The organism is Streptomyces sp. NBC_01750 (assembly GCF_035918095.1).
Classification (GTDB): domain Bacteria; phylum Actinomycetota; class Actinomycetes; order Streptomycetales; family Streptomycetaceae; genus Streptomyces.
This window is the reverse complement of record NZ_CP109137.1, coordinates 7,704,704-7,729,885: the sequence shown is the minus strand read 5'-3', so window position 1 is coordinate 7,729,885 and position 25,182 is coordinate 7,704,704. Positions and strand designations below refer to the sequence as shown.

Here is a 25,182-nt window from a genome sequence, read left to right as displayed (position 1 = left end):
ACCTCCCTCCGGGTACCGGGCCATGCGCCCTGAGCCCGGTCCCCAGGCCCCGGTTCGCCGGGCGCCGCCGCGTATCGGGGGACCACAGGGGGAAAACACGGCGGACGGGCACCACCGCGCAGCTGCACGCCGCCACTTGGGACAAGGGCGACCGCGTCGCGAAGGACTTCAATGACCTCGCTCGACGGCTGGATCCGAGGTGCTCCCGCGTGGGTAGGCTCCCCACCATGGACGACGAGTCGATGGTGGGGCTGCTCGGGCGGGTGACCGGCACGGTCGGACCCGGGCTCGTCGGTGAGGTCATCGTCCGCATCCGCGGCGGCGCCGAGCACTTCCTCGCCTATCCGGCCTCCGCGAAGGACCGCATAGAGACCGGCACGGTGGTGACGGTGGTGGAACATCTGCCTCCGCGCACCGTCTATGTCACGTCCGCGTACGGCAGTTGAGACCCGTCCCGATCAGGAGGACACTCCCGGTCATCCGGTGCCGGACGGCACCGGGCGAAGGGGGCTGTGCCGATGGTCGTCGGCGTCGCGGCGGGACTCGTACTCGCTGCCATCATCATCCTGATCGGTCTGTTCAAGCTCATGTGGCGAGTCGCCGAGCCGAACGAAGCGCTGATCATTTCTGGCTCCACGCACCGGACCGAAGGGCTCGGCGAGGGCATGGGGTTCCGTATCGTCACCGGCCGCGGAACGCTCGTTCTGCCCGGCATCCAGGCGGTACGCAAGATGTCGCTGGACCTCAACGAGACCGAACTGTCCGTGGACTGCGTGACACATCAGGGAATTCCGCTGAAGGTGCGCGGGGTGGTCATCTTCAAGGTCGGTGACGACTTCGTGTCCATCGCCAACGCCGGGCGCCGCTTCCTCGATCAGCAGAAGCTGATGGCGGAGCGCGTCCACAATGTCTTCGCGGGCCATCTGCGGTCCATCGTCGGCGGGTTGACGGTCGAGGACATGATCCGCGACCGGGAGAAGCTGACCGGTCAGACGCGGGCGGCGTGCGGCACCGAGATGGAGAAGCTGGGCCTGATCGTGGACTCGCTGCAGATCCACGAGATCGAGGACCCGACCGGTTACATCAAGAATCTCGCGGCACCGCACGCCGCCGCGGTGCAGCGGGACGCCCGCATCGCACAGGCGGAGGCGAACCGGCGGGCCACGGAGGCCGAACAGCAGGCCGCGGCCCGGATGTCGGAGGCGACGAGGGACAGCGAGATCCTGCAGGCCGGCTACCAGGCGGAGCGTGACAAGGCGTCGGCGAAGGCGAAGCAGGCCGGCCCGCTCGCGGACGCGGCCGCGCGCCAGCAGGTCGTGGTCGAGATGACCCGGGTCGCCGAGCTGGAGGCGCACCGCCGCGAGCAGCAGCTCCAGGCGGATGTGCGCAAGCCCGCGGACGCCGCGGCGTACGAGAAGCGGACGCTGGCCGAGGGCGAGCGCGACGCCCGTATCTCCGCGGCGCAGGCAGCGGCGAAGGAGACCGAACTGGCGAGCGCGGCGAAGGCCACGGCGACCCGGGTGACCGGTGAGGCGGAGGCCGCGGCGAACCAGGCGCGCGGGCTCGCGGTGGCCGCGGCGGTGAAGGCGAAAGGTCTGGCGGAGGCCGATGCGATCAAGGCACGTGCGGCCGCGCTCGCCGAGAACCAGGAAGCCGTCGTCGCCCAGCAACTGGCCGAGAAGTGGCCGGAGATCGTCGAGGCGGGCGCCGGAGCGTTCAGCAATGTGGATCACATGATCCTGCTGAACGGGGCCGACGGGATGTCGGACATGTTTGCAAAGGCACTCACCATGGGCGGTACGGGTCTGGGTCTGGCACGCCAGCTGCTGTCGAACATGAACCACAACGGCAACCAGAACGGTGGCCAGAGCGCTGTGGGCGGCGCGGTGAACGGCATGGTGCCGCCCGCACCACGCACCGAGAAGATCCCGGTGACGGACGACCCGAAGAACTGAGTCCCGCCGGGTAACGGCACCCGCCCTACGGATCGGACCGCACAGGTCCTACCGTGTGGCGGGTGACGATCTTCTCCGGCGCAGCGGGCGTCTCCGATGCATCCGACGCCGTTCACGGCCCCTCGGCCCTTCCCGGCAGCAGCGGCCCCGCCGCCACCGCCGAGGCCGATCCCAACGACGTGGGCCCGGTCCGTACCTCGTACGCTCCGGATCGCGACGGCGATCCCGATCCCGGCGAAATCGTCTGGACCTGGGTGCCCTTCGAGGAGAACGACGGTCGCGGCAAGGACCGGCCGGTGCTCGTGGTGGCCCGTGAGGCGGCCGGCACGCTGCTGGCCGTACAGCTCTCCAGCAAGCGCCATGACCATGACCGCGAGTGGGTGGCGATCGGTGTCGGGCCGTGGGACCGCGCGGGACGCGAGTCCTGGGTCGATCTCGACCGGGTGCTGCGGGTGCACGAGGACGGTATGCGCCGCGAGGCGTGTGCGCTGGACCGGCCGCGTTTCGACGCGGTCGTACAGCGCCTGCGGGAGCGCTACGGCTGGAGCTGACCGGCGAAGGTGCGCCGGAAGGCCTCGAGTGCCGGCCCCTCGGCCGTACGGTCCAGTACCGCGAAGACGACCTCCTCGAAGTGTCCTGCGAACCGTCCGCTGCCGGTGAGCAGGGCGCGGAAGGCGCCGGCGACATCGGCAGGGTCGTTACGGAAGACCCCGCAGCCCCAGGCCCCCAGCACAAGGCGCCGGTAGCCGCCCGCCACGGCCGTCTCCAGGACCCGCTCGGCCCGCGCGGCCAGGGCTGCCGGGATGCGGTGCGCCCGGTCGGGGCTGCGGCTGGTGATCACTCCGGCGTTCGGCGCGGGCGAGGTCAGAAAACCCACGGTGTACGGCGCGTCCAGCAACCTGCCGCGGTCGTCGCGGAAAACCGGGACACCGGGCGAGTGGATCACCCGGTCTGTGTAGAACGGGTCGCGCTCGGCGCGGTGATGCTCGTAGAACTCCGGTGCGCGCAGCAGTGTGGCGTAGAGCGCGGAGGCGCGGCAGAGCGCCTCCTCCTGGGCCTGTGCGCCGTTGAGATAGCCGCCGCCCGGGTTGCGCGCGGAGGCGAAGTTCAGGACGGCGACCGGCGCCGGGTCCGCGGCAGTCAACCGGCGGGCCGCTTCCGTGCTGCTCTCGGCCGTGACCTCGAAGGCTGTCGTACGGTCCGTGTCGGGCGTCACTCGAACGGCCTCAGGCCCGTACATCCTGGTGCCCGCCAGGGCGGCGGTCACCGCACGCCCGATCCGGACCTCGCGTCCGTCGGACCCGAGGTAGTTGCCTGTATCAACGATCGCCTCGGTCTGCTTCGCGATCCCCCGCAGTCGTGCACTCATGAGGAACATCGTCAGTGACCGGCGACAGACGCGGCAAGCGTATTTCCGACTGTCAAGGGCACTCTTGTGCGGAGCGGCGGCCGTGGCCTTAGGTTGGCAGAGTGCCTTCTACAGGAGGATCCGATCATGCAGCCACCCGATGCCGGCGACTACAGCCGGCCGATATCCGAGGATGAAGCGGAGGACCTGCTCCGATGTATTTGCTTCAAGAACGGCCCGCCCCGCACCGTGGGTGTGGAGGTGGAATGGCTCGTTCTTGACCTGCAACGACCCGAGCGCCCGGTCCCGGCCGACCGCCTGACAGCCGCCTTCGACCAGGTGCGTTCCCTGACCCTCAACTCGGCTCTCACCTTCGAACCAGGCGGCCAGCTGGAGCTCAGCTCGCCACCCGCCGCCTCCCTGATGGAGTGCATCGACTCCACCGCCGCCGATCTGGACGCCGTACGCGCCGCGCTCCGCCCGGCAGGCCTCACTCTCACCGGACTCGGCCTCGACCCCTGGCATCCGCCGCGCCGGCTTCTCCATGAACCTCGTTACGACGCCATGGAGGCGTTTCTGGACCGGACGGGTCCGGCCGGCCGCGCCATGATGTGCAGCTCCGCCTCCGTCCAGGTCTGCCTCGACGCGGGCCACGAGGAGCCGGGACCGCTCGGGCACGGCAGGCGCTGGCAGCTCGCGCATCTGCTGGGCGCGGTGCTGACGGCCGCCTTCGCCAACTCCCCCGCACGGGAGGGGCGCTACACCGGCTGGCGATCGACCCGGCAGGCCGTGTGGGCCGAGCTCGATGCCGCGCGGCCGGTGGCACCGCCCCTGGACATGGAGCCGCGCTCCGCCTGGACCGCCCACGCACTCGACGCGCCGGTGATGTGTGTCCGGGCCGCCGACGGGCCGTGGGACCTGCCGGAGGGACTCACCTTCCGGCAGTGGATGCGTTCAGGGGTGCCGCGTCCGCCGACCCGGGAGGACCTCGACTACCACCTGACCACGCTCTTTCCACCCGTGAGACCGCGCGGCCATCTCGAGCTGCGCATGATCGACGCCCAGTCGGGAGAGGACGGCTGGATGGTGCCGCTCGCTGTCACCACGGCCCTGTTCAACGACTCCGAGGCGGCGGAGACGGTCTATCGCGTCGTCAAACCGCTGGCGGAGACGGCAGGTCCGCTGCCCCCGCCGCGCAATCCGCTCTGGATGGTTGCCGCCCGGGACGGACTGGCCGATCCCGAACTGCACGCGGCCGCGGTGACCTGCTTCTCCGTCGCGCTGGAGGCACTTCCCCGGATAGGCGCGTCGGACGCCGTGCGGGAGGCGGTCGCCGCCTTCAATGAGCGCCATGTCCTGCGGGGCCGATGTCCCGCCGACGATCTGCGCATCCCCTCCCTCGGGAAGGAACTCCGGACATGACCGAAGAACTCCGGCGGCGCGCCCTCGACGCGCTGACCGCCGCCAGAGCCAGGACGGCCACACTCACGTCGTGCGTCGACGACCATGAACTGACCTCCCAGCATTCTCCGTTGATGTCCCCCCTGGTCTGGGACCTGGCGCACATCGGCAACCAGGAGGAGCAGTGGCTGCTGCGTACGGTCGCCGGGCGTGAGGCACTGCGGCCCGAGATCGACTCCGTCTACGACGCCTTCGAACACCCGCGCGCACTGCGGCCCACGCTGCCGCTGCTGGCCCCGGCCGAGGCGCGTGCGTACGCCTCCGACGTACGCGGCAGGGTCCTGGACGTCCTCGACCGCACTCCGCTGGAAGGCGGGCGTCTCATCGATGCCGGTTTTGCCTTCGGGATGATCGCGCAGCACGAACAGCAGCACGACGAGACCATGCTGATCACCCATCAGCTGAGGAAGGGGCCGGCCGCGCTCAGCGCGCCCGAGCCGCCGGCGGGCAGCGTCGAGGGGATGCCGTCCGAAGTCCTGGTCCCCGGCGGCCCGTTCGCCATGGGCACCTCCACCGAGCCATGGGCGCTGGACAATGAGCGGCCCGCGCACCAGCGTCTCGTACCGGCGTTCTTCATCGATACGGTGCCGGTGACCTGCGGCGCATACCAAGCCTTCATCGAGGACGGCGGCTATACCGACCGCCGCTGGTGGGCGCCCGAGGGCTGGGACCAGATCCGGCAGCACGACATCACCGCACCGCTGTTCTGGCGGCGTGAGGGCGGTCAGTGGCTGCGCCGCCGTTTCGGCGTGACGGAGCCGGTGCCGGCGGACGAGCCGGTACTGCATGTGAGCTGGTACGAAGCCGATGCGTACGCCGGCTGGGCGGGACGGCGGCTGCCCACGGAGCCCGAGTGGGAGAAGGCCGCGCGGCATGATCCGGACGCCGGCCGTTCGCGCCGCTTCCCGTGGGGCGACGACGACCCCACGCCGTCTCACGCCAACCTCGGCCAGCGCCATCTGCGGCCGGCTCCCGCCGGCAGCTATCCGGACGGTGAATCACCGCTCGGCGTACGGCAGTTGATCGGCGATGTGTGGGAGTGGACGGCGAGCGACTTCCTCCCCTATCCGGGCTTCGCCGCCTTCCCGTACCGCGAGTACTCCGAGGTCTTCTTCGGGGGCGCGCACAAGGTACTGCGCGGCGGTTCGTTCGCCGTGGACTCGGTGGCCTGCCGCGGCACCTTCCGCAACTGGGATCTTCCGGTACGCCGCCAGATCTTCTCCGGGTTCCGCACGGCGCGGGACGCGGCTCCGCAGGAAGGCGGCCTCGCCTGATGTGCCGGCATCTCGCCTTCCTCGGACCCGCGCTGCCGCTCGGGCAGTTGCTCGTCGAGCCCTTGCACGGGCTGTACCGGCAGTCCTGGGCGCCACGTCACCAGCGGCACGGCACGGTCAACGCCGACGGTTTCGGGGTCGGCTGGTACGCCGAGGACGATCCCGTGCCCGCCCGCTACCGGCGTTCCGGCCCGATCTGGGCCGATCTCTCCTTCGCCGACCTGGCCCGCGTGGTGCGCAGCGGGGCACTGCTCGCCGCCGTCCGCGACGCCACCGAGGCGGGCGCGGACGGCGAGGCGGCGGCCGCGCCGTACGCCGCCGGGCCGTGGCTGTTCAGTCATAACGGCGCGGTGCGCGGCTGGCCAGGCTCCCTGGAACCGCTCGCCCTGACGCTGCCCGCGGCCGAGCTGCTCTCGCTCGAGGCCCGCTGCGACTCCGCGCTGGTGTGGGCGCTGGTGCTGCACCGGCTGCGCGACGGCGACGAACTGGGCCAGGCGCTGGCCGACACCGTCCGGGAGATCGCCGCGGCCGCGCCGGGTTCCCGGCTCAATCTGCTCCTCACGGACGGCGAGACGATCGTGGCGACCGCATGGGGCGACACGCTCTGGTATCTGGCCGAGCCGGGCCGCCGCACGGTCGTGGCCTCGGAGCCGTACGACGACGATCCGCACTGGCGCGAGGTTCCCGACCACAGCCTGCTGGCCGCGACCCGCTCCGATGTCCTGCTGACCCCGCTCAAGGAGCCCACCGCGTGAGCCCGTTCCTGCTGACCCGAACCCTGCCCGAGGACGCGACGGACGCCGCCCTGCGCGCGGATGTGCTGCACGGCCTGACCCGTACGCCCAAGACTCTGCCGCCGAAGTGGTTCTACGACGCCCGCGGCAGCGAGCTGTTCGAGGAGATCACCCGGCTGCCCGAGTACTACCCGACGCGTGCCGAGCGGGAGATCCTGGCCGCCCGCGCATCCGAGATCGCCGCGGTGAGCGGGGCACGCACCCTGGTGGAGCTGGGCTCCGGCTCCTCGGAGAAGACCCGGCATCTGCTGGACGAGCTTCACACTCTGCACAGTTATGTGCCGGTCGATGTGAGCGAGAGCGCTCTGACGGGCGCGGCTCAGTCGCTGCTCGCCGAGCGGCCCGGGCTGAACGTCCATGCCCTGATCGCCGACTTCACGCGCGGCCTTGTGCTGCCCGGCACCCCGGGGCCGCGGCTGGTCGCCTTCCTGGGCGGCACGATCGGCAATCTGCTGCCCGCCGAGCGCGCCGTGTTCCTGCGCTCCGTGCGGTCACTTCTCGCACCCGGCGACAGTCTGCTGCTCGGCACTGATCTGGTGAAGGACGAGGAAGTCCTGGTCAGGGCGTACGACGACGCGTCCGGTGTGACGGCCGCGTTCAACAAGAACGTGCTGTCCGTCATCGCCCGGGAGCTGGGCGCGGACGTCGACCCCGCCGACTTCGACCATGTGGCGGTGTGGGACCGCGAACAGGAGTGGATCGAGATGCGGCTGCGGGCCCGCTCCGCGCTGACCGTGAAGATCCCCGAGCTGGATCTGGCGGTCTCCTTCGCAGCGGGCGAGGAGATGCGTACGGAGGTGTCGGCGAAGTTCCGTCAGGAGGGTGTACGCACCGAACTGGCCGAAGGCGGGATGGAATTGACGCACTGGTGGACGGATACGGAAGGCAGGTTCGCGCTCTCTCTCGCGACGGCGCGCTGAGCCGCGCGGGCCAGTGAGCGGCGGTCGGGGCAGCTCCCCGCCGGGATGACCGGCAGCAGCCGGATCTCCGCGGTGAGGCCGCCGGCCGCCGCGACCCGCCACAGGGACGCGGCCAGCGGGTCGTCGCCGACGAACGCGGCCGCTCCGGTGGGCAGATAGGTGATGCGTACGGGCTGGACTGCGGCGCCCGCGTCCAGCGCGGCCTGGAAGACGGCGGGCCGGAACCTGCCCTGACCGCGTCCGCACCAGGTGGACCCTTCGGGGAAGGCTATGACGCGTGCCCCGCCGTCGAGCGCGGACGCCATCTCGCGGACGGTGGCGGGCAGCGCACGGAGCCGGTCGCGCTCCAGGAAGAGGGTGCCTCCCCGGGCGGCCAGCGGCCCGAGGACGGGCCAGCGCCGCACCTCGGTCTTGGCAAGCATCCGTCCGGGCAGGGCCGCCGCGATCAGCGGTATGTCCAGCCAGGAGATGTGGTTGGCAACGACCAGCGAGGCCCGGGGGCCGTGCGGCCTGCCGACGATCCGGACGCGCACGCCGAAGGCGCGCAGCACCGCACGCGCCCAGCTCCGGGTCATGACGTCCCGGACCCGGGCGCCGAACAGTGCGCCGAGCAGCGCGGCCAACGGCGCGAGCAGCAGACCCGCGACGACGGCCAGCGTCCCGGCCAGCAGCCGGGCAGCCGCCCTGAGCGCCCCGGCCGCCGGGCCGTGGTGTGTCGCGCAGCCCCGCGGGGTGCAGGGCGCGCTGGGCAGCCAGACGCTCATCGCACCGGGGCGAGGGAGAGGAAGTGCCGCAGGTATCGGGGGTTGGTGCGGCGCAGCGAGAGCAGGACGTAAAGGTCCGCGACACCGAAGTCGGGGTCGTGGGCGGGCGCTCCGCAGACCCAGGCGCCCAGTCGCAGATAGCCGCGGAGCAGGGCGGGCAGCTCGGTGCGCCCGGCGGGCCGCTCGACGGAGTCGGGGTTCCAGAGCTTGTGGGGCGTGACCCAGTACTCCTCGGGGGCGAGGTTCTTGGCCTTCACGGTGTCCCAGGTGGCGGCCGCGAGGGTGCCGCCGTCGGCGAGCGGGATCGAGCAGCAGCCGGCCAGCCAGTTGTGTCCGGTGCGGACCATGTAGCGGGCGAGTCCGGCCCAGATGAGCGCGATGACGGCGCCGTTGCGGTGCAGGGGGTGGACGCAGGAGCGGCCGACCTCGACGAGGTCGTCGCGGATCGGGGAGAGCCTGGCGAGATCGAACTCGCCCTCGGAATAGAGGCGTCCGGCGACCCGGGCGCGGTCGGGCGGGAGCAGCCGGTAGGTGCCGACGACCTCACCGGTGTCCGCCTCACGGACCAGGAGGTGGTCGCAGTACGCGTCCAGGGCGTCTATGTCCAGGCCCGGCTCGGGGCCGTCGAGCCTGGCTCCCATCTCCCCGGCGAAGACCTGGTGACGCAGCCGCTGTGCGGCCCGTACGTCCTCCTGGTCGCGGGCGAGGGAGACGACATAACGGGGCTGGTCGGTTTCCTGGCCGGGAGCGGGGAGGGGTGAAGGCAGGGGCGCGGAGAGCTGTGTGTGGAGAGGGGCGGGGACGACGGCTGGCGATGCGGTCATGGCGGTCTCCTGTGCCGGACGGTGAGGGACGGACCGCGGGTGCGGCGGCCCGGCTCCTTACTTCTTCCGTGGCCGGCTGGATTCGACATGACCGCTCGGCGGAGAGGGGATGTGCGACGGCTGAATGCCGGGGAATGCGGTGCCACCGAGCGTGCACAGACGGTAGGGACGGCTACCGGCTCAGTGGGGCGCGAGTGCGGCGGTGATGCGCTCGGACGCGGCTCGCGCCGCCCGTCCGGGCTCCTTGCCCTGGAGTACCGCCGTCATGTACGGCTTGATCGGGTTGTCGGCCTCGACGCTCGCCCACTGCGGGGAATTGGGTGTGGCCCTGCCGTGTGCGGCTCCCGCGGCCATCGCCGCGGTGCTCTCCTCACCTGTGAGGACAGCCGCGAGGGTGGTTTTGTTGGGCACGTAGTGCATCGTCCTGGCGAGGTCCGTCTGCCACTTCGCGCCCGCCAGCGCCTTGACGACGTCGAGCGCGGCCGACCGCTCGCGGGCGTTCTCCGGGATGATCAGATCGGAGCCGCCGGTGAAGACGGCGCCCGGCCGGCCGGCCGTCTTGCCCGGCACGGGAAAGAAGCCCAGCTTTCCCTTGAGCCGGGGATTGCGCTTCTCGATGACGGTGGCGGCGCTCGGCACCGCGATCATCTGGGCGACGTCACCCTTGGCGAAGACCTCGGCCTGCGGTGGTGTCTCCTCGTCCGCGTCCTTGGGTCCTTCGCCGTACGACTGCAGCTTCTTGTAGAACGCCATCCCTCTCAGCGCCGCGGGAGTGTCCAGGGCGCCCTCCCATTCGCCTCTCTCGACGGCCAGTTCCCCGCCCTCGTCCCAGATGAAGCCGGCCAGGCTGTACCAGTCCTGGCCGGAGAGGTAGATGCCCTGGACGCCGCCGCGGTTGAGTTTCCCGGAGTCCTCGAGCCACTGGGAACGGGTCGTGGGCGGCTGTTTGATCCCGGCGCCGGCGAAGAGGTCCTTGTTGTAGATGACGACACGGTTGGCCGCGTACCAAGGGATGCCGTACTGCGAGCCGTTGATGCTGCCCGGCTCCGCGAGGCCGGGCAGCCAGTCGTCACTGCCGAGGTCTCTGACCGATTCGAGCGTGAGGTCCCACAGTGCGTCGCTCTCCGCGTACTGCGCGACCTGGGTGTTGCCGACCTCGATGACGTCCGGCGCCTTCTTGCTCTCCAGCGCGGCGGTGACCTTCTTGCCGATGCCGGTCCACTCCTGGAAGGTGAATTCCAGCTTCACGGACGGGTTTTCCTGCTTGTAGGCGCTGGTGAAGCGTTTGAGGAAGTCGTCGGTGACGCTGTCCTTCATCAGCCAGATCCTGACCGTGCGGGTCCCGGATCCGCCACCCGGGAGAAGCCCGCAGCCGCCGACTGCGGCGGCGGAGACGAGCGCGACGGACACGGCGAGTGAGCGGTTCTTCACGAGGGCCACCTTCTGCGTGAGAGCACGGGAGCATGAACCCGACATGGGGGGAAGCGCGCTCCGCGCTTGCACGGGTGTGGCTGGAGTTTGGTATGTACCAAAGAGCCGGTCAAGACCGGGAAAATGTGACCGGGTTACTTCGGCGGACGGATGCCCGCCCGGAGTGCGCCCCTTCGGGCATGGTCACCGGCCGCCCGGCACGGTGTCCTCGACAGCCGGTCCGGCCGCCCGGTGGGCGGCGATCCGGGCGGTGACCTGAGCCGGCGTCAGCACCTCGTCCCGCCCATGCAGTCCGCACCGCGCCACCAGGCACACCTCATGGACGCGTCCAGTGGACGCTGTGCCGATGCGCATACCCATGTTGATCATGACAGCCATCGCGAGACGCCTCCCCGTGGGACCGTGCGGGTGATGGCCGCCACGCCGCGGCACGCCACCAGTAGGGCGGCTGGGCTCGACCGGGTTCAATGGCTCGCAGCATCAAGCTGGTCTTTTTGCACCGGGCACCGGACACCTTGTGGCGCGGCGAAGTGACCGGTCCGGGTGAGCCACGCCAGTCCCGGTCGCGCACCAGCACCAGTGGGAGAACATCGGCAGCCCAGTAGAGGTGGTGTCCGTCAGTGGACCAGCGGGTGACGGTGCTCAGCGAGAGCCGGGATGATCCGTTCGCGCTGCACCTGGCCGCATCGGCGGTGCTCGACGACCGGGGAACCGTGGTCGGCTGGAGCCGGCTGGCCCAGGACCTGCTCGGCTACCCGGAGACAGCTGTGCTCGGCCGTCCGGCGCTCGAAGTCCTGATCGATCCCCGCGACCTGCGGGCCGCCAAGGACGCCGCGGCGACGTGCAGGAGAGCGGGAGGCTGGTTCGGTGTCCTGGCGGTGCGGCACCGCAGCGGGCGGCTCGTCGAGATGGCGTTCAGGGCACGTGCCCTCCTGCGCGGTGGCGATGTCCACGAGTGGTTCCTTGTCGGGGCGCCGGCGACGGAGGTACTCGAGTGGCAGAGGGATCGCGCGGTTCTCGACGGGCTGTTCCGCCGGTGCCCGATCGGCCTTGTCGTCCACAGTCCCGAGATGACGATTCTCCGGGTCAACCGGGCCGTCGAACGGTTCACCGGCGTTCCGGCCGTCTCATTTCGGGGAATGCCCACCGGCGCGTTGCTGGTCGCCGAGGACGCCCGGAACTCCGTGGACCGGGTGCGCCGGGTGATGCAGACCGGAAGATCACTGGTCTCCACCGAGCAGTACGCCCGCCTCGAGCGGGATCCGGCACGAGAGCGGGCCGCGTCCGTCTCGGCCTTCCGGCTGGAGGATCCCGCGGGCCGGGTCCTGGGAGTGGCCGAGACCGTCGAGGACGTCACCGAACGTCATCGGGCTCGACTTCGGCTGGCGCTCCTCGCCCAAGCCGGCGCCCGCATCGGAACCACGCTCGATGTGGGAGAAACGGCCTGGGAGCTCGCTGATGTGATGGCCCCTCAGCTGGCCGACCACGTATCGGTGGACGTGGCGCAACCGGTGACGCGCGGTGAGGAGCCGGCGCAGGGCTCGATGGATCCTGTCGTACGGGTGGCGGTTCGCAGCGTTCTGGCCCAGCAGCCCGGACTGCCGCAGCCGGGAGGGGAGCCCGTCGAGTTCCCACCGGACACCCCACAGGCCAGGTGCCTGGCCGACGGGCAGGCCGTCCTGGAATCCGTTCTTCCCACTGACTGGTTCTCCATGGAACCGCGCCAGGGTGAGCACATTCCCGACCCGGATGTCCATTCCCTGATCGTGGTGCCCCTGGCCGCACGGGGCATGGTGCTGGGCACGATGAGCCTGTGGCGCTCGCGGCGCCCCGACCCGTTCGAAGCGGACGACCTCACCCTGGCCCAGGAAATCGCCTCGCGCGCCGCCGTGTGCATCGACAATGCCCGGCGCTACACCCAGCAGCAACAGACCGCGCTCACCCTGCAACGCAGCCTGCTGCCGAGGGCGGTTCCCCACCAGCAGGCCGTTGAAGTGGCCCACCGCTACCTCCCCTCCAGGGCGGCCTCGGGGCCGGGCGGCGACTGGTTCGATGTCATCCCCCTGTCCGGGGCCAGGGTCGCGCTGGTTGTCGGCGACGTGGTCGGCCACGGCCTCCACGCCGCAGCCACCATGGGCCGACTGCGTACCGCCGTGCACACCCTGGCCAGCCTCGACCTGGAACCGGACGAGGTCCTCTCCCGCCTGGACGACCTGGTCAACCTGCTGGCCGCCGAACAAGAAGCAGTCGGTGAACAGTCCGTGGGCGACCAGGTCATCGGCGCCACCTGTCTGTATGCCCTCTACGACCCGGTCTCCCGGCTGTGCTCCGCGGCCCGCGCCGGCCACCCGCCACCTGCGGTGACCACCCCGGACGGTCAGGTGAGCCTGCTCGAGCTGCCCGCCGGCCCACCGCTCGGCCTGGGCGGCCTGCCGTTCGAGGCCCGGGACATCGAACTGGCCGAGGGAAGCCTGCTCACCCTCTACACCAACGGACTCATCGGTGAACGCCACATCGACGTCGACACGGGTCTGGCACGGCTGTGCGCGGCGCTCACCCGCCCCGCCGACCCCCTGGAACGGACCTGTCAGGCGGTGGTCGACTCGCTCGTACCCGCTCACCCCGCCGACGACATCGCCCTGCTCATCGCCCGCTCCCGCGTGCTCCCCCCGCAGAACGTCGCCTCCTGGCAACTTCCGCTGGAGCCGACCTCCGCCGCCCGGGCCAGGACACTGACGACAGCTCAGCTGACCGAATGGGGCCTGGAGCACCTGGCCTTCACCACCGAGCTCGTCGCCAGCGAGTTGGTCACCAACGCCTACCGGTACGCCAGCGGTCCGGTGACCCTGCGGCTCATCCGTGAACGATCCCTGATCTGTGAGGTCACCGACACCAGCCACACCTCGCCGCATCTGCGCCGGGCACGCACCACTGACGAGGGCGGGCGTGGCCTGTTCCTGGTCGCCCAGCTGACCGAGCGCTGGGGCACGCGCTACACCCGCGAGGGGAAGACCGTCTGGACCGAACAATCGCTGCTGGGGCAGTAGATCGTCCGGCACGACGGAGACGCACCGACGAACGCGACAAGGTGACCGGGGTGCCGTCAGGTGGACGTCACGGGACGGAGGGGTGATGCCCTGATCAAGCCCCCGGCCCGGCCGCGGACGCCCCTCGCCGCTCCCGACGCCTCGCGCAGCGCCTCCTGGTGGGGCACCGTTGAGTGAACGTATCGAGAGGAGTGCGGCACCCATGTCGAATCACACCTACCGGGTCACCGAGATCGTCGGCACCTCACCGGAGGGCGTCGACCAGGCCATCCACAACGGCATCACCCGTGCGGCCCAGACCCTGCGGGGACTGGACTGGTTCGAGGTGACCCAGGTCCGCGGCCAGATCGTCGACGGGCAGATCCAGCACTACCAGGTCGGCCTCAAGGTGGGCTTCCGCCTCGAGGACGGCGAGTGACCGGCTGACAGGAGGACGGTCCGCCGGCCGTCGGGATCAGGGCGGGTCAGGTACGGCCCTCGCGCTCCTGCGCGTCCTTCAGCGCCTCGGTCGTACCGGTCGCCCACCGGGCCCGTACGACCGGGAAGCCGGCCCATTCGGCTTCGTCGCACACCAGCTCGTCGTCGTCCACCAGCATCCGGATCTCCCGGTCCCGGCCCAGCCGCCGCAGGATCTCCAGCTTGGTGGTGCGGGCCGGCCGGCGGTCGTCGTTGCGCCGCATGAAGACCCTCCCCTCCGGCAGCCCCTGCGCCGCCAGCCAGTCGAGGGTGTCCCTGCGGCACCGTTCCGGCCTGCCAGTGAGGTACCTGACCTCGCATTCCTCGGCGGCCTGCAGGCACAGCTCGACGCCCTTCGCCAGCGGCGGGTCGTCGGGGGCGGCCCTGAAGAAGGCGTCCCAGTCCCGCGGCCTGCGCTCCAGGAAGTGCTGGCGGTGCCCGGAGTCGGCGAGCGTCCCGTCCAGATCGAATACGGCCAGTGGCCTGCTGCTTCGTGTCACGGCCCCAAGCGTAGGCAACGCCGGGGAATCCTCGCGTGGCGAGAGCGTTGTAACCGGTTGTGAGCTCAGTGATCGCGTCCGTCCGCCTCTCCGTACTCGACCGTTCGCGCACCCGCGAGGGGCACGACGGGCCCGAGGCCCTGCGCGACACCGTCCGGCTCGCCCAGCAGCTGGAGACGCTCGGCTATCACCGCTTCTGGGTCTCCGAGCACCACAGCGTGCCGGGCGTGGCGGGCTCCGCGCCGACCGTCCTGGCCTCGGCCGTCGCCGCCGCGACCGCCACGATCCGCGTCGGCACGGGCGGCGTGATGCTCCCCAACCATCAACCGCTGGTCGTCGCCGAGCAGTTCGGGGTGCTGGAGTCGCTCTTCCCGGGGCGGATCGACATGGGTCTGGGCCGCTCGGTCGGCTTCACGGACGGGATACGCCGGGCGCTGGGCCGCGACAAGAAGGACGCGGAGGACTTCGCCGGGCAGCTGGAGGAGCTGCTCGGCTGGTTCACGGGCGAACAGACGGCACATCCGCAGGTGCACGCCCGTCCGGCGGAGGGCCTGCGTGTCCCGCCGTACCTCCTGGCCACCGGCGGAGGGGCGGGGATTGCGGCCGGGGCCGGGCTGCCGCTGGTCGTCGGCGACATCCGGGGCCGAGACCGGATGCTGGCCGCCATCGACCGCTATCGGCAGGAGTTCCGTCCTTCCGCCTGGTCCGAGCGGCCCTATGTCGTCATCGCGGGCACGGTCGCGGTCGCCGCCACGGAGGATGCGGCCCGCAGGCTGCTGATGCCGGAGGCATGGTCGCTGGCGTACTCCCGTACGCACGGCGAATTCCCGCCGCTCGCCCCGCCGGAGCGGATCGAGGAGCTGACGATGACGGCGAAGCAGCGCGAGTCCTACGAGGCCGGGCTCACCGGCCATATAGCGGGGACCGAGCAGCAGGTCACGGACGCGCTGGAGGCGGTGGTGAAGGACAGCGCCGCCGATGAGGTGCTGGTCACGACGAGTACGTACGACCGCGGGGCTCTGCTGGACTCGTTCCGGCGCCTCGCCCGGATCACGGGGGCTGACCAGCGCGGACGCCTGGAATGATCCGTCGTGCGCAGGCGTCACGACGAGCCGGCGACCGGGCCGGGTCCCGCCGCTGCCGAGGGGCTGATGCGGCGCCGGGCCGGGCGGCGACGAAGGGTGGTCGCATCGCCGCCGCCGGCGGACCGGGCGAAGGGACGGCACGGCCCGCAGCCGTACCGCCGCCCGCCTCGTGCGGTCCCTTCGCTAGGCCACTGTGTCGAATGTGTAGTGGGGGGTGTGGTCGAGCATGTCGGCGGGCGTCACATCGTTCCACGGGCGCATCGTGTCGTGGAGGTCCACGACATTGGCCGTCCCGGCGGCCGGCAGATAGGCGGAACCCGGGTGGCGGGCCTGCCAGTCGGCCCAGAGCTTGTCGATGAAGGCGTGGTGCAGCCAGAACACCGGGTCGTTCGGGGAGACCCCTGTGGCCATCTGACCGCCGACCCACACATGCACCCGGTTGTGCAGGTTGACGCCGCGCCAGCCTTCCAGGTGATTGCGGAAGCTGTCCGACGCGCTGTTCCACGGCGGTGCGTCATAGGTGGCCATGGCCAGCACGGAGTCGACCTCGGCCCGGGTCGGAAGCTGCCGCCCGCCCGCGCCGAGGTCCCGGCGCAGATAGCCGCGCCCGTCGACGCGTACGGACACCGGCCACTTGCCGGAGACGGACGCGAACGGGCCGTCCATCACCTGGCCGTCTCTGCTGCGGCCGGTGCCACCGAGGAAGTCGGCCGCCCAGAGGGAGGAGCCAGCGGTGCGGTCCGCCGTCCAGTCCCAGTACGGGAGCGCCACGGACGGGTCCACGGCCTGGAGTTGCTGCTCGAACTGTATGAGGAACCTGCGGTGCCACGGCAGGAAGGACGGCGAGCGGTGTCCGACCCGGTCGCCGTTGTCGGTGTCGCTCATGATGAAGGCGTTGTGGGTGGTGACGAAGGTGTCGTACCGCCCATTGCGCTTGAGCTCGAGCAGCGCGTCGACGAAGCGGCGCTTCTCGGTGGCGGTGAGCAGGGCCTGGTTCTTGCGTACGGTCATGGTGGTGCTCCCGGATCAGGCGAGGACGAGGGGGACGAGCTCGGCGCCCTGGAGTTCCACCACGGCGGCGCGGGCCACCGCGCGGGGCGTGGCGAACGGCTCGTAGTGGTTGACGACGCTGATCCAGGTGCCATCGGCGTTGCGCATCACATGCAGCTCATCGCCGTCTATGCGTACCGCGTAGCCGCCGTGTTCTCCGTTTCCGTGGTGGCCACCGCCGTGGTGGCCACCGCCGTGCGAGAGCGCGCCCTGTATACGGCGTCCCTGGTAGACCTCGTCGAACGGCGCGGGGTCGGAGGCGTTCGGGGCGGCCGCCGCCGGCTGTGCCGATGCTGCGGTCGCGAGATCCGCGACGGCGAGTCCGGCGAGTGCGCTCGCGGCGGCGCCCAGGGCGCGTCGGCGGGTGAGTTCAGGCATGGCAAACCCCCAGAGATGGCAGTGCTTCGGTAGGTGGCGGGCGTGGTCGGCGCCCGTTACCCGGCCATACCTACCGGCTCACCCGAACACCGCGGAAATCTCCGGGTACTGGTTGGCCGCTATGCGGACATGTCGCGATACACAGTGCAGAGTTGAACGAAGTTGATCTTGCTGTCCTCGCGCTCGATCAGCCCTCAGGACACAAATCCTGCGGCCAATATGACAGTTTCATGAAAAATTTGTTGCCCGGGGCGAGGAAGCGTGGGCGGCCTCACACAGGAAAGCTGTCCTGAATCTCCCGTCCCGGGCGCAACGGCGGCCTCAGCGACGAACTTTCCGGGTCGCCCGCAGCCACTCCTTGTTCATCGCCGCGATCGACGGCAGCGGGATCCCCTTCGGGCACGCCGTCGCACATTCGCCGGTCAGCGTGCAGCCGCCGAAGCCCTCCTCGTCCATCGCCGCGACCATGTCGAGCACCCGGGTCTCGCGCTCGGGCGCGCCCTGCGGCAGCACACTGAGGTGGTTGATCTTCGCCGAGGTGAAGAGCATCGCCGAGCCGTTGGGACAGGCGGCGACGCAGGCGCCGCAGCCGATGCACTCCGCGTGCTCGAAGGCGAAGTCGGCATCCGGTTTCGGAACCGGCGTGGCGTGGGCCTCGGGCGCGGAGCCGGTCGGGGCGCTGATGTAGCCGCCGGCCCGGATGATCCGGTCGAAGGCCGAGCGGTCCACGACCAGGTCCTTCACCACCGGGAAGGCGGAGGCCCGCCATGGCTCGACGTCGATGGTGTCGCCGTCCTTGAAGGACCGCATATGGAGCTGGCACGTGGTGGTGCGCTCCGGACCGTGGGCGTCGCCGTTGATGACCAGGCTGCAGGCGCCGCAGATGCCCTCGCGGCAGTCGTGGTCGAAGGCGACCGGCTCGTCGCCCTTGAGGATGAGCTCCTCGTTGAGGGTGTCGAGCATCTCGAGGAACGACATGTCCTTTGAGATGCCGTCGACCTCGTACGTGGCCATGGCGCCGGTGGCGTCGGCGTTCTGCTGGCGCCAGACGCGCAGGATGAGCTTCATGCGTAGCTCCGCTGAGTGGGGTGGACGTACTCGAAGACGAGGTCTTCCTTGTGCAGGACGGGCGGCTCGCCGGCCCCGCCGCCTCCCGGGGCCCGCCCCCCGGCTGCCCCGTATTCCCAGGCGGCCACGTAGCCGAACTCCTCGTCCCTGCGGGCGGCTTCGCCGTCCGGGGTCTGGGACTCCTCGCGGAAGTGGCCGCCGCAGGACTCGGCGCGGTGGAGTGCGTCGAGGCACATCAGCTCGGCGAGCTCCAGATAGTCGACGATCCGGTTGGCCTTCTCCAGCGACTGGTTGAACTCCTCACCCCTTCCCGGCACCTTGATGCGGCGCCAGAACTCCTCGCGGATCTGCGGAATCCGCTCGAGCGCCTTGCGCAGCCCCTCGTCGGTCCGGGCCATTCCGCAGAACTCCCACATGAGTTGGCCGAGTTCGCGGTGGAAGGAGTCGGGCGTGCGGTCGCCGTTGACGGCCAGCAGGAGGTTCAGCCGGTCCTCGGTCTCGGCGAGCACCTCCGCCACGGCCGGGTGCGAGGCGTCGACAGTCTCCGGGTGCGGATTGCGGGCGAGATAGTCGTTGATCGTGGACGGCAGGACGAAGTACCCGTCGGCGAGGCCCTGCATCAGCGCGGACGCGCCCAGCCGATTCGCGCCGTGGTCCGAGAAGTTGGCCTCGCCGACTGCGAAGAGCCCCGGGACGGTGGTCTGCAGGTCGTAGTCGACCCACAGGCCGCCCATCGTGTAGTGCACCGCCGGGTAGATCCGCATGGGGACCTCGTACGGATTCTCGGCAGTGATCCGCTCGTACATGTCGAAGAGGTTTCCGTACCTCTCCGCGACCCTGTCCCGGCCCATCCGCCGGATGGCGTCGGCGAAGTCCAGGTAGACACCCTGGCCGCCGGGGCCGACGCCGCGGCCCTCGTCGCAGACGTTCTTCGCGGCGCGCGATGCGATGTCGCGTGGGACGAGGTTGCCGAAGGAGGGATAGATCCGCTCCAGGTAGTAGTCGCGCTCGTCCTCCGGGATCTCGTTCGGCGGCCGCTCGTCGCCGTGCGCCCTGGGCACCCAGATACGGCCGTCGTTGCGCAGCGACTCGCTCATCAGGGTCAGCTTGGACTGGTGCTCGCCGGTGCGCGGGATGCAGGTGGGGTGGATCTGGGTGAAGCAGGGGTTGGCGAAATACGCGCCGCGCCGATGGGCCCGCCAGATCGCGGTGGCGTTGGAGTTCATGGCGTTCGTCGACAGATAGAAGACATTGCCGTAACCGCCGGAGGCGAGCACCACCGCGTCCGCGAAGTGGCTGGAGACCTCGCCGGTGATCAGATCGCGTGCGACGATGCCGCGGGCCCGTCCGCCGACGACGATCAGATCGAGCATCTCGGTCCTGGCGTGCATCTCCACGGTGTCGGCGGCGATCTGCCGGGAGAGCGCCTGGTAGGCGCCGAGCAGCAGCTGCTGCCCCGTCTGGCCGCGGGCGTAGAAGGTGCGGGAGACCTGGACACCGCCGAAGGACCGGGTGTCGAGAAGGCCGCCGTACTCGCGGGCGAACGGCACACCCTGCGCCACGCACTGGTCGATGATCTCCACCGAGATCTGGGCCAGGCGGTGGACGTTGGACTCGCGGGCGCGGAAGTCGCCGCCCTTGACCGTGTCGTAGAAGAGGCGGTGGATCGAGTCGCCGTCGTTGCGGTAGTTCTTGGCGGCGTTGATTCCGCCCTGGGCGGCGATGGAGTGCGCCCGTCGCGGTGAGTCCTGATAGCAGAACTGGACGACGTGGTAGCCCTGTTCGGCGAGGGTCGCGCCGGCGGCGCCGCCGGCGAGGCCGGTGCCGACGACGATGACGGTGTGCTTGCGGCGGTTGGCCGGGTTGACCAGTTTGGCCTCGAAGCGCCGCCGGTCCCAGCGCTCTGCCACGGGTCCTTCGGGGGCCTTGGTGTCGGCGACAGGAGCGCCCGTCCTGTAGTTCAGGTAGTTCATGTCAGCTCACCACTCCGGTCATGACGGCGACGGGTACGGAGATGAAGCCCGCGGTCAGCACCAGCGCGAGGACTCCTGCGACCGCCTTGAGCACCCGGTCGCGGGCGGCGTTGCCCACGCCGAGGGTCTGGGCGGCGCTCCAGAAGCCGTGCCGGATGTGCAGTCCGACGGCGAGCATCGCGACGATGTAGATGACGTTGCCGTACCAGGTGGAGAAGGTCGCGACGACGTTCTCGTACGGATGGCCCGGCTGCGCGTTCTCGTTGACCGTGAGCGTCGTCAGATCCAGCAGATGCCAGACGATGAACAGCGCGACGATGACGCCGCCCCAGCGCATGGTGCGGGTGGCGTAGCCGGCCCGGCGCCGCTTGTGCGCGTACTGGACGGGCCTGGCCTTCAGATCCCGCTTGCTGAGCTGGTACGCCGATATGCCGTGGCCCACGACGGCCGCGAGCAGCACCAGGCGGACGATCCAGAGCGCCCAGGAGTAGTGCAGGACGGGCTCGCCCATCGTGCGCAGCCAGTGGCCGTAGGCGTTGAACTCCCCCGCCCCGAAGAAGACTTTGAGGTTGCCCATCACATGCGCGACCAGATAGCCGAGCATGATCAGGCCACTGACGGCCATGACCGTCTTCTTGCCGACGGTCGATCCCCAGAACGTACGCGTAAGAGACGGTTTTCGATCCGTCCGCTGTACCAGAGCCATGTACAGAGACGCTAGGGCCGGAGGACCCAAGAGGTCCAAGACATGATTCGGCTCATTTCCATAGGCATGCCCTATCGTGAGGGGATGCAGTTCCAGCAGCTTCTGTACTTCGTGGCGGTCGCCGAGACGCGCCACTTCACCCGCGCCGCCGAGCGGGTGCATGTCGCCCAGCCGTCCCTCTCACAGCAGATCCGGGCGCTGGAGAAGGAGCTCGGGGCGGAGCTGTTCAGCCGGGCCCGCGGCAATATCGCGCTCACGGACGCCGGGGAGGCGCTGCTTCCGCTGGCCCGCCGCATCCTGGCCGACACCGACACCGCACGGCATGAGGTCCAGGAGCTCGCGCAGCTGCGCCGCGGCCGGGTCAGGCTGGGCGCGACGCCCAGCCTCTGCACGGGTCTGCTGCCGGATGTGCTGCGGACCTTCCACGATCGGCACCCGGGCATCCAGCTGCTGATCGAGGAGAGCGGTTCGCACGATCTCGTACGGGAGCTGGCCCGCGGGTCTCTCGATCTGGCCCTGATCGCGCTGCCGCTGCCGCCCGCCTCCCCCGCGCTGACCACGGTCGAGCTGCTGCGCGAGGATCTGGTCGTCGTGTCATCGGCCGCGGCGAAGGCCCCGCACCGGCCGGTGCGTATCGCCGATCTGCAGGACGAACCGCTGGTGATGTTCCGGCACGGCTACGACCTGCGCGAGCTGACGGTCGCCGCATGCCGCGCGGAGGGCTTCGAGCCGGCCTTCACCGTGGAGGGCGGCGAGATGGACGCCGTACTCGGTTTCGTACGGGCCGGGCTGGGCATCGCGGTGGTGCCGAGCATGGTGGCGGAGCGCGCCGGGCGCGATCTGCGGGTCACTCGGCTCGCCCGGCCGGGACTGCGCCGTACGATCGCGCTCGCCCACCGCAGCGATGTCGCCCCGCCGCGCGCCGCCCGGGAGCTGCAGCGGGTGCTGCTGAGCTCGCGGGCAGCGGTGCTTTAGCAGTGCGGCCGGTGGCGGGTGCGGGAGCGCCTGCCACCGGCCGCCGCGTCGGGGCGCGGTCTTCGGCTGTTGACCTCAATCGCCTCACGGACTTGATGGCGCGGCCGTGGCCCACATTTCAAGCCTCGTGGGGTTCCCCGGACGAAGTCTGGGGGGAGATTGAGGCGCGGGGTCCGGGGCGGAGCCCCGGGAAAACTACACCGCGTCGGCCAGCACCAGGGCGTGGATCCGGTCGGGCGCGCCGGGCCGGGCGTAGTACCAGCCCTGTGCGGTGTCGCAACCGAGCTCGCGCAGTTGCTCGGCCTGGGCGCCGGTCTCCACGCCCTCCACCGTCACGGCCAGCTGCAGACTGTGCGCCAGCGAGACGATCCCCTCGACGATCTTCAGATCGACGGGGTCGGCCGGGTGCCGCTGCATGCCCTGGGTGAAGGAACGGTCCAGTTTGAGCACGCTCACCGGCAGTCGGCGCAGATTGGCGAGGTTCGAATAGCCGGTGCCGAAGTCGTCGAGCGCTATGTCCACGCCCATCTCGGCGAGCTGGCGCAGCGGCTTCAGCAGATCCTCGTCGGCTCCTATCAGCGCGGACTCAGTGACCTCCAGGCACAGGGCGCCCGGTTCGAGGCCGGAGCGCTGGAGGACGTCGACCGTGTCCGCGACCAGTCCGGGGTGGTGGAGCTGGGCGGGCGAGAGATTGACGTTGATCCGCAGCGGGCCGCCGTCGGAATGGCGCTTCTGCCAGTAGCGGGCCTGGCGTACGGCCTCCTGGAGCACCCAGCGGCCCAGCGGCACGATCAGTCCGGTGTGCTCGGCGAGCGGAATGAAACGGTCCGGGCCGAGTACGCCGTGCTGCGGATGGCACCAGCGCACCAGCGCCTCGGCCCCGTGCACGCTCCCGTCACCCAGGTGCACCAACGGCTGGTACTCGATGAAGAACTCACCGCGGTCCAGGGCCGCCGGCAGCGCGGTGGTCAGTCCGTGCCGGGTGATGGCGCGGGCGTCCGCCTCCGGGTCGGCGAGCTCGAAGCGGTTGCCCCCCGCCGACTTGGCGCGGTACATGGTGATGTCGGCGCTGCGCAGTACTTCGGCGGTGGTGCGCTCACCGGCGGGCCCCTCGACGATGCCGATGCTTCCGCGGACGGTGAACTCCCGGCCGTCGACACGGATGGGCGAGGCAAGCGCGCCGAGGATACGGGTGGCGAGATCGTCCACCTCGCGCTGGGTGTCGGGTCCGGTGGTCAGCGCCACGAACTCGTCACCGCCGAGCCGTGCCACCATCTCGCCGGGCGCGGTGGCGCAGCTCTGCAGCCGGTCCGCGACCTCGACCAGCAGCCGGTCGCCCGCCGCGTGGCCCAGACTGTCGTTGATCGCCTTGAAGCCGTCGAGGTCGAGGTAGCAGAGGCCGAAGCGGGCGCCGTCGCCGGTGGCGGAGAGCGCCTTCTCCAGCCGCTCGAAGAAGAGTGTGCGGTTGGGCAGCCCGGTCAGCGCGTCGTGCGTAGCCTCGTAGCGCAGCCGCAGATTGAGCAGCCGGCGCTCGGTCGTGTCCTCCATGAGCGCCAACTGGTACTCCGGCCGGCCGTCGGCATCCCGCAGCAGAGAGACCGTCAGATTGGTCCACAGGACCGTGCCGTCGTTGCGGAAGAAGGGTTTCTCCACACGGTAGTCGTCGCGCTCGCCGCTCACCAGCTCCCGGTACAAGTCCCAGACGTGCGGCCGGTCTTCGGGATGGGCCCAGTCGGTCACCTTCCTGCCGCGCACATGGTGCTCGAGCCCGCCGAACATCCGCAGCAGGGTCTCGTTGACCTCGAGCACATTGCCTTCGAGATCGGCGATCCCGATGCCGATCGCGGCGCCCTCGAACACGGCGCGGAAGCGTGCCTCGGTGGCGTGCAGCGCCTGCACCGCGTCGCTGCGGGCCACCAGCGACGAGCGCGCGATGGCCTCCTGCTCGGCCAGCGTGCGCTCGCGCAGCCCCTGGGCGAAGCCTGCGGCCACCGCGTGCTGCAGCCGGGCACAGCGGGCCCGGCTCTCCTCGGCCGACTGCTCCGGGGCGCCCACACCGCAGTACAGGACCAGATACGCGTCGACGACGCCGAGCGTGCGGCTCAGCGCCTCGGGGTCCGTGCAGTGGGCCTCTACGAGGGCCGCTCCGGCCCGCTGCGCGGCCTGCGGGTCGAAGGGCCGCGCGTGCAGCGATTCCCTCAACCGCCGGGCCAGCGGCAGCAGATGCTTCTCGAGCTCGACCCGGGTCATCGATGTGGCCGTCACCGGGAAAATGGCCCGGCTCCAGATCGTCGCGAACCGGCGGAGTCTGTCCTCCAGTCCGTCCGGGTCCACCGCGGAACCCGTCACCTCCGGCGCCATCACGCCTTGCGCCCCACCCCGGCGAAGCCCGAGAAGGCATATGGGTCCTCATGCTCGGCGGGAGCGTCAGGCCTCCAGTGGGGCATGGACACCAGACCGGGCTCGATCATCTCGTACCCCTCGAAGAAGCGCGCGATCTCCTCGCGCGAGCGCATGACCAGCGGGTTGCGTATGTTCCTGTAGACGCCGACCGCGCCGCCCGCATGCTCCTCGGACAGCGGTATTCCTTCGAACGAGGCGTGGGTGACGATGATGAGGCTGCCGGGCGCGAGTGCGTCACGGAGCTGAGCCACGGCGCTCCGTGGATCGTCCTGGTCCTCGAGGAAGTGGAGTACCGCGACGAGGAGCAGCGCCACCGGCCGCTCCAGGTCGAGCAGTCCACCGAGCTCGGGACTGTCGAGTATCTGCTGCGGCTTGCGCAGATCAGCGGAGACGACGACGGCCTGCTCGTCGCCGTCCAGAACGGCCCTGCTGTGCGCGACGGCGACCGGATCGTGGTCGACGTAGACCACGCGGGAGGCGGCGTCGGCCTTGTGCGCCACTTCATGGACGTTGCCGAAGGTCGGAATGCCGGAGCCGATGTCGAGGAACTGCGTGACACCCTCGCTCACCGCGTAATTCACGGCCCGGCGCATGAACGCCCGGTTCGCCTGCATGATCTTCGGGAGGCCCGGCATGAACTCCATCGCCTTGCGTGCGGCTTCCCTGTCGACCTCGAAATTGTGCGAGCCGCCCAGGTAGTAGTCATAAATGCGAGACACGCTCGGCACCGATATGTCGATGCCTTGCGGGGCCCAGGCGGGACGCTCCAT

General features: G+C 70.4%; 24 protein-coding genes. 11 read left to right on the top strand and 13 right to left on the bottom strand.

Annotation, left to right across the window (positions count from 1 at the left end; genetic code table 11):
* The first annotated feature begins 227 nt into the window (after window positions 1-227).
* The 3 genes from OG966_RS34930 (at window position 228) to OG966_RS34920 (ending at window position 2,506) form a co-directional block, all read left to right on the top strand.
* Entirely contained in the window at window positions 228-446 is a 219-nt protein-coding gene (locus tag OG966_RS34930) for a hypothetical protein (protein WP_326655501.1), read from the top strand.
* Window positions 447-518: 72 nt separating this feature from the next.
* Window positions 519-1,955 carry a flotillin family protein gene (locus OG966_RS34925; RefSeq protein WP_326654064.1) on the top strand — a complete coding sequence of 479 codons (1,437 nt, stop codon included), beginning with the start codon at window positions 519-521 and terminating at the stop codon, window positions 1,953-1,955.
* A 68-nt stretch (window positions 1,956-2,023) separates the two neighbouring features.
* Window positions 2,024-2,506 (top strand): type II toxin-antitoxin system PemK/MazF family toxin, encoded by a 483-nt coding sequence (locus OG966_RS34920; protein WP_326655499.1) that lies wholly within the window; start codon window positions 2,024-2,026, stop codon window positions 2,504-2,506.
* On the opposite strand, the gene OG966_RS34915 is transcribed toward OG966_RS34920, so the two are convergent.
* Entirely contained in the window at window positions 2,491-3,324 is an 834-nt protein-coding gene (locus OG966_RS34915; protein WP_326654063.1) for a TIGR02452 family protein, read from the bottom strand. The two genes, OG966_RS34920 and OG966_RS34915, sit on opposite strands and share 16 nt — an antisense overlap.
* 126 nt (window positions 3,325-3,450) lie before the next feature.
* On the opposite strand from OG966_RS34915, the gene egtA reads away from it, so the two are divergent.
* The 4 genes from egtA to egtD are packed head-to-tail and all read left to right on the top strand — an operon-like array spanning window position 3,451 to window position 7,752.
* On the top strand, window positions 3,451-4,725 hold the full coding sequence (gene egtA, locus OG966_RS34910) for an ergothioneine biosynthesis glutamate--cysteine ligase EgtA (RefSeq protein ID WP_326654062.1): 1,275 nt from the start codon (window positions 3,451-3,453) through the stop codon (window positions 4,723-4,725).
* A complete protein-coding gene (gene egtB / locus OG966_RS34905; RefSeq protein ID WP_326654061.1) occupies window positions 4,722-6,038 on the top strand; it encodes an ergothioneine biosynthesis protein EgtB in 1,317 nt (438 codons plus the stop codon). Before egtA ends, egtB begins: the two co-directional genes overlap by 4 nt.
* Window positions 6,038-6,793 (top strand): ergothioneine biosynthesis protein EgtC, encoded by a 756-nt coding sequence (egtC, locus tag OG966_RS34900; protein WP_326654060.1) that lies wholly within the window; start codon window positions 6,038-6,040, stop codon window positions 6,791-6,793. Before egtB ends, egtC begins: the two co-directional genes overlap by 1 nt.
* Window positions 6,790-7,752 (top strand): L-histidine N(alpha)-methyltransferase, encoded by a 963-nt coding sequence (egtD, locus tag OG966_RS34895; protein WP_326654059.1) that lies wholly within the window; start codon window positions 6,790-6,792, stop codon window positions 7,750-7,752. The genes egtC and egtD overlap by 4 nt, the downstream gene beginning before the upstream one ends.
* Here egtD and OG966_RS34890 read toward each other — a convergent pair.
* The 4 genes from OG966_RS34890 to OG966_RS34875 all read right to left on the bottom strand — a co-directional run bounded on the left by OG966_RS34890 (window position 7,647) and on the right by OG966_RS34875 (window position 11,149).
* On the bottom strand, window positions 7,647-8,516 hold the full coding sequence (locus OG966_RS34890; RefSeq protein WP_326654057.1) for a lysophospholipid acyltransferase family protein: 870 nt from the start codon (window positions 8,514-8,516) through the stop codon (window positions 7,647-7,649). The genes egtD and OG966_RS34890 overlap by 106 nt on opposite strands.
* The gene (locus OG966_RS34885) at window positions 8,513-9,340 is read right to left on the bottom strand and encodes a GNAT family N-acetyltransferase (protein ID WP_326654055.1); all 828 of its coding nucleotides are present in this window, start codon (window positions 9,338-9,340) and stop codon (window positions 8,513-8,515) included. Before OG966_RS34885 ends, OG966_RS34890 begins: the two co-directional genes overlap by 4 nt.
* A 180-nt stretch (window positions 9,341-9,520) precedes the next feature.
* Complete coding sequence (locus OG966_RS34880) at window positions 9,521-10,771, bottom strand: extracellular solute-binding protein (protein WP_326654054.1); 1,251 nt, start codon at window positions 10,769-10,771, stop codon at window positions 9,521-9,523.
* Window positions 10,772-10,954: 183 nt separating this feature from the next.
* Window positions 10,955-11,149, bottom strand: a complete 195-nt coding sequence (locus OG966_RS34875) for a hypothetical protein (RefSeq protein ID WP_326655586.1) — start codon at window positions 11,147-11,149, stop codon at window positions 10,955-10,957.
* 242 nt (window positions 11,150-11,391) lie between these two features.
* Here OG966_RS34875 and OG966_RS34870 point away from each other — a divergent pair, with 242 nt between their 5' ends.
* Both OG966_RS34870 and OG966_RS34865 read left to right on the top strand, forming a co-directional pair.
* Window positions 11,392-13,818 carry a SpoIIE family protein phosphatase gene (locus OG966_RS34870; protein WP_326654053.1) on the top strand — a complete coding sequence of 809 codons (2,427 nt, stop codon included), beginning with the start codon at window positions 11,392-11,394 and terminating at the stop codon, window positions 13,816-13,818.
* Between the two features lie 202 nt (window positions 13,819-14,020).
* Window positions 14,021-14,236, top strand: a complete 216-nt coding sequence (locus OG966_RS34865; protein WP_326654052.1) for a dodecin — start codon at window positions 14,021-14,023, stop codon at window positions 14,234-14,236.
* A 46-nt stretch (window positions 14,237-14,282) separates the two neighbouring features.
* Here OG966_RS34865 and OG966_RS34860 read toward each other — a convergent pair whose 3' ends face one another.
* A complete protein-coding gene (locus tag OG966_RS34860) occupies window positions 14,283-14,774 on the bottom strand; it encodes a phosphatase domain-containing protein (RefSeq protein WP_326654051.1) in 492 nt (163 codons plus the stop codon).
* 59 nt (window positions 14,775-14,833) lie between these two features.
* Between OG966_RS34860 and OG966_RS34855 the strand changes: the two genes are divergently transcribed.
* Entirely contained in the window at window positions 14,834-15,859 is a 1,026-nt protein-coding gene (locus OG966_RS34855; protein WP_326654049.1) for an MsnO8 family LLM class oxidoreductase, read from the top strand.
* Between the two features lie 183 nt (window positions 15,860-16,042).
* Here the strand turns inward: OG966_RS34855 and melC2 are convergent, their stop codons facing one another.
* From melC2 to OG966_RS34830, 5 genes are all read right to left on the bottom strand, one after another.
* Entirely contained in the window at window positions 16,043-16,870 is an 828-nt protein-coding gene (melC2, locus tag OG966_RS34850; protein WP_326654048.1) for a tyrosinase MelC2, read from the bottom strand.
* A gap of 15 nt (window positions 16,871-16,885) precedes the next feature.
* A complete protein-coding gene (melC1, locus tag OG966_RS34845) occupies window positions 16,886-17,287 on the bottom strand; it encodes an apotyrosinase chaperone MelC1 (RefSeq protein WP_326654047.1) in 402 nt (133 codons plus the stop codon).
* Window positions 17,288-17,608: 321 nt separating this feature from the next.
* A complete protein-coding gene (locus tag OG966_RS34840; protein WP_326654046.1) occupies window positions 17,609-18,355 on the bottom strand; it encodes a succinate dehydrogenase/fumarate reductase iron-sulfur subunit in 747 nt (248 codons plus the stop codon).
* Complete coding sequence (locus OG966_RS34835) at window positions 18,352-20,328, bottom strand: fumarate reductase/succinate dehydrogenase flavoprotein subunit (RefSeq protein ID WP_326654044.1); 1,977 nt, start codon at window positions 20,326-20,328, stop codon at window positions 18,352-18,354. Before OG966_RS34835 ends, OG966_RS34840 begins: the two co-directional genes overlap by 4 nt.
* A gap of 1 nt (window position 20,329) precedes the next feature.
* Window positions 20,330-21,034, bottom strand: coding sequence for a succinate dehydrogenase cytochrome b subunit (locus OG966_RS34830; RefSeq protein WP_326654043.1), 705 nt, complete (start codon window positions 21,032-21,034; stop codon window positions 20,330-20,332).
* An 84-nt stretch (window positions 21,035-21,118) separates the two neighbouring features.
* Between OG966_RS34830 and OG966_RS34825 the strand changes: the two genes are divergently transcribed.
* On the top strand, window positions 21,119-22,009 hold the full coding sequence (locus OG966_RS34825; RefSeq protein WP_326654042.1) for a LysR family transcriptional regulator: 891 nt from the start codon (window positions 21,119-21,121) through the stop codon (window positions 22,007-22,009).
* 195 nt (window positions 22,010-22,204) lie between these two features.
* Here OG966_RS34825 and OG966_RS34820 read toward each other — a convergent pair whose 3' ends face one another.
* A complete protein-coding gene (locus tag OG966_RS34820; protein WP_326654041.1) occupies window positions 22,205-24,370 on the bottom strand; it encodes a putative bifunctional diguanylate cyclase/phosphodiesterase in 2,166 nt (721 codons plus the stop codon).
* On the bottom strand, window positions 24,370-25,182 hold the full coding sequence (locus OG966_RS34815; protein ID WP_326655497.1) for an SAM-dependent methyltransferase: 813 nt from the start codon (window positions 25,180-25,182) through the stop codon (window positions 24,370-24,372). The genes OG966_RS34820 and OG966_RS34815 overlap by 1 nt, the downstream gene beginning before the upstream one ends.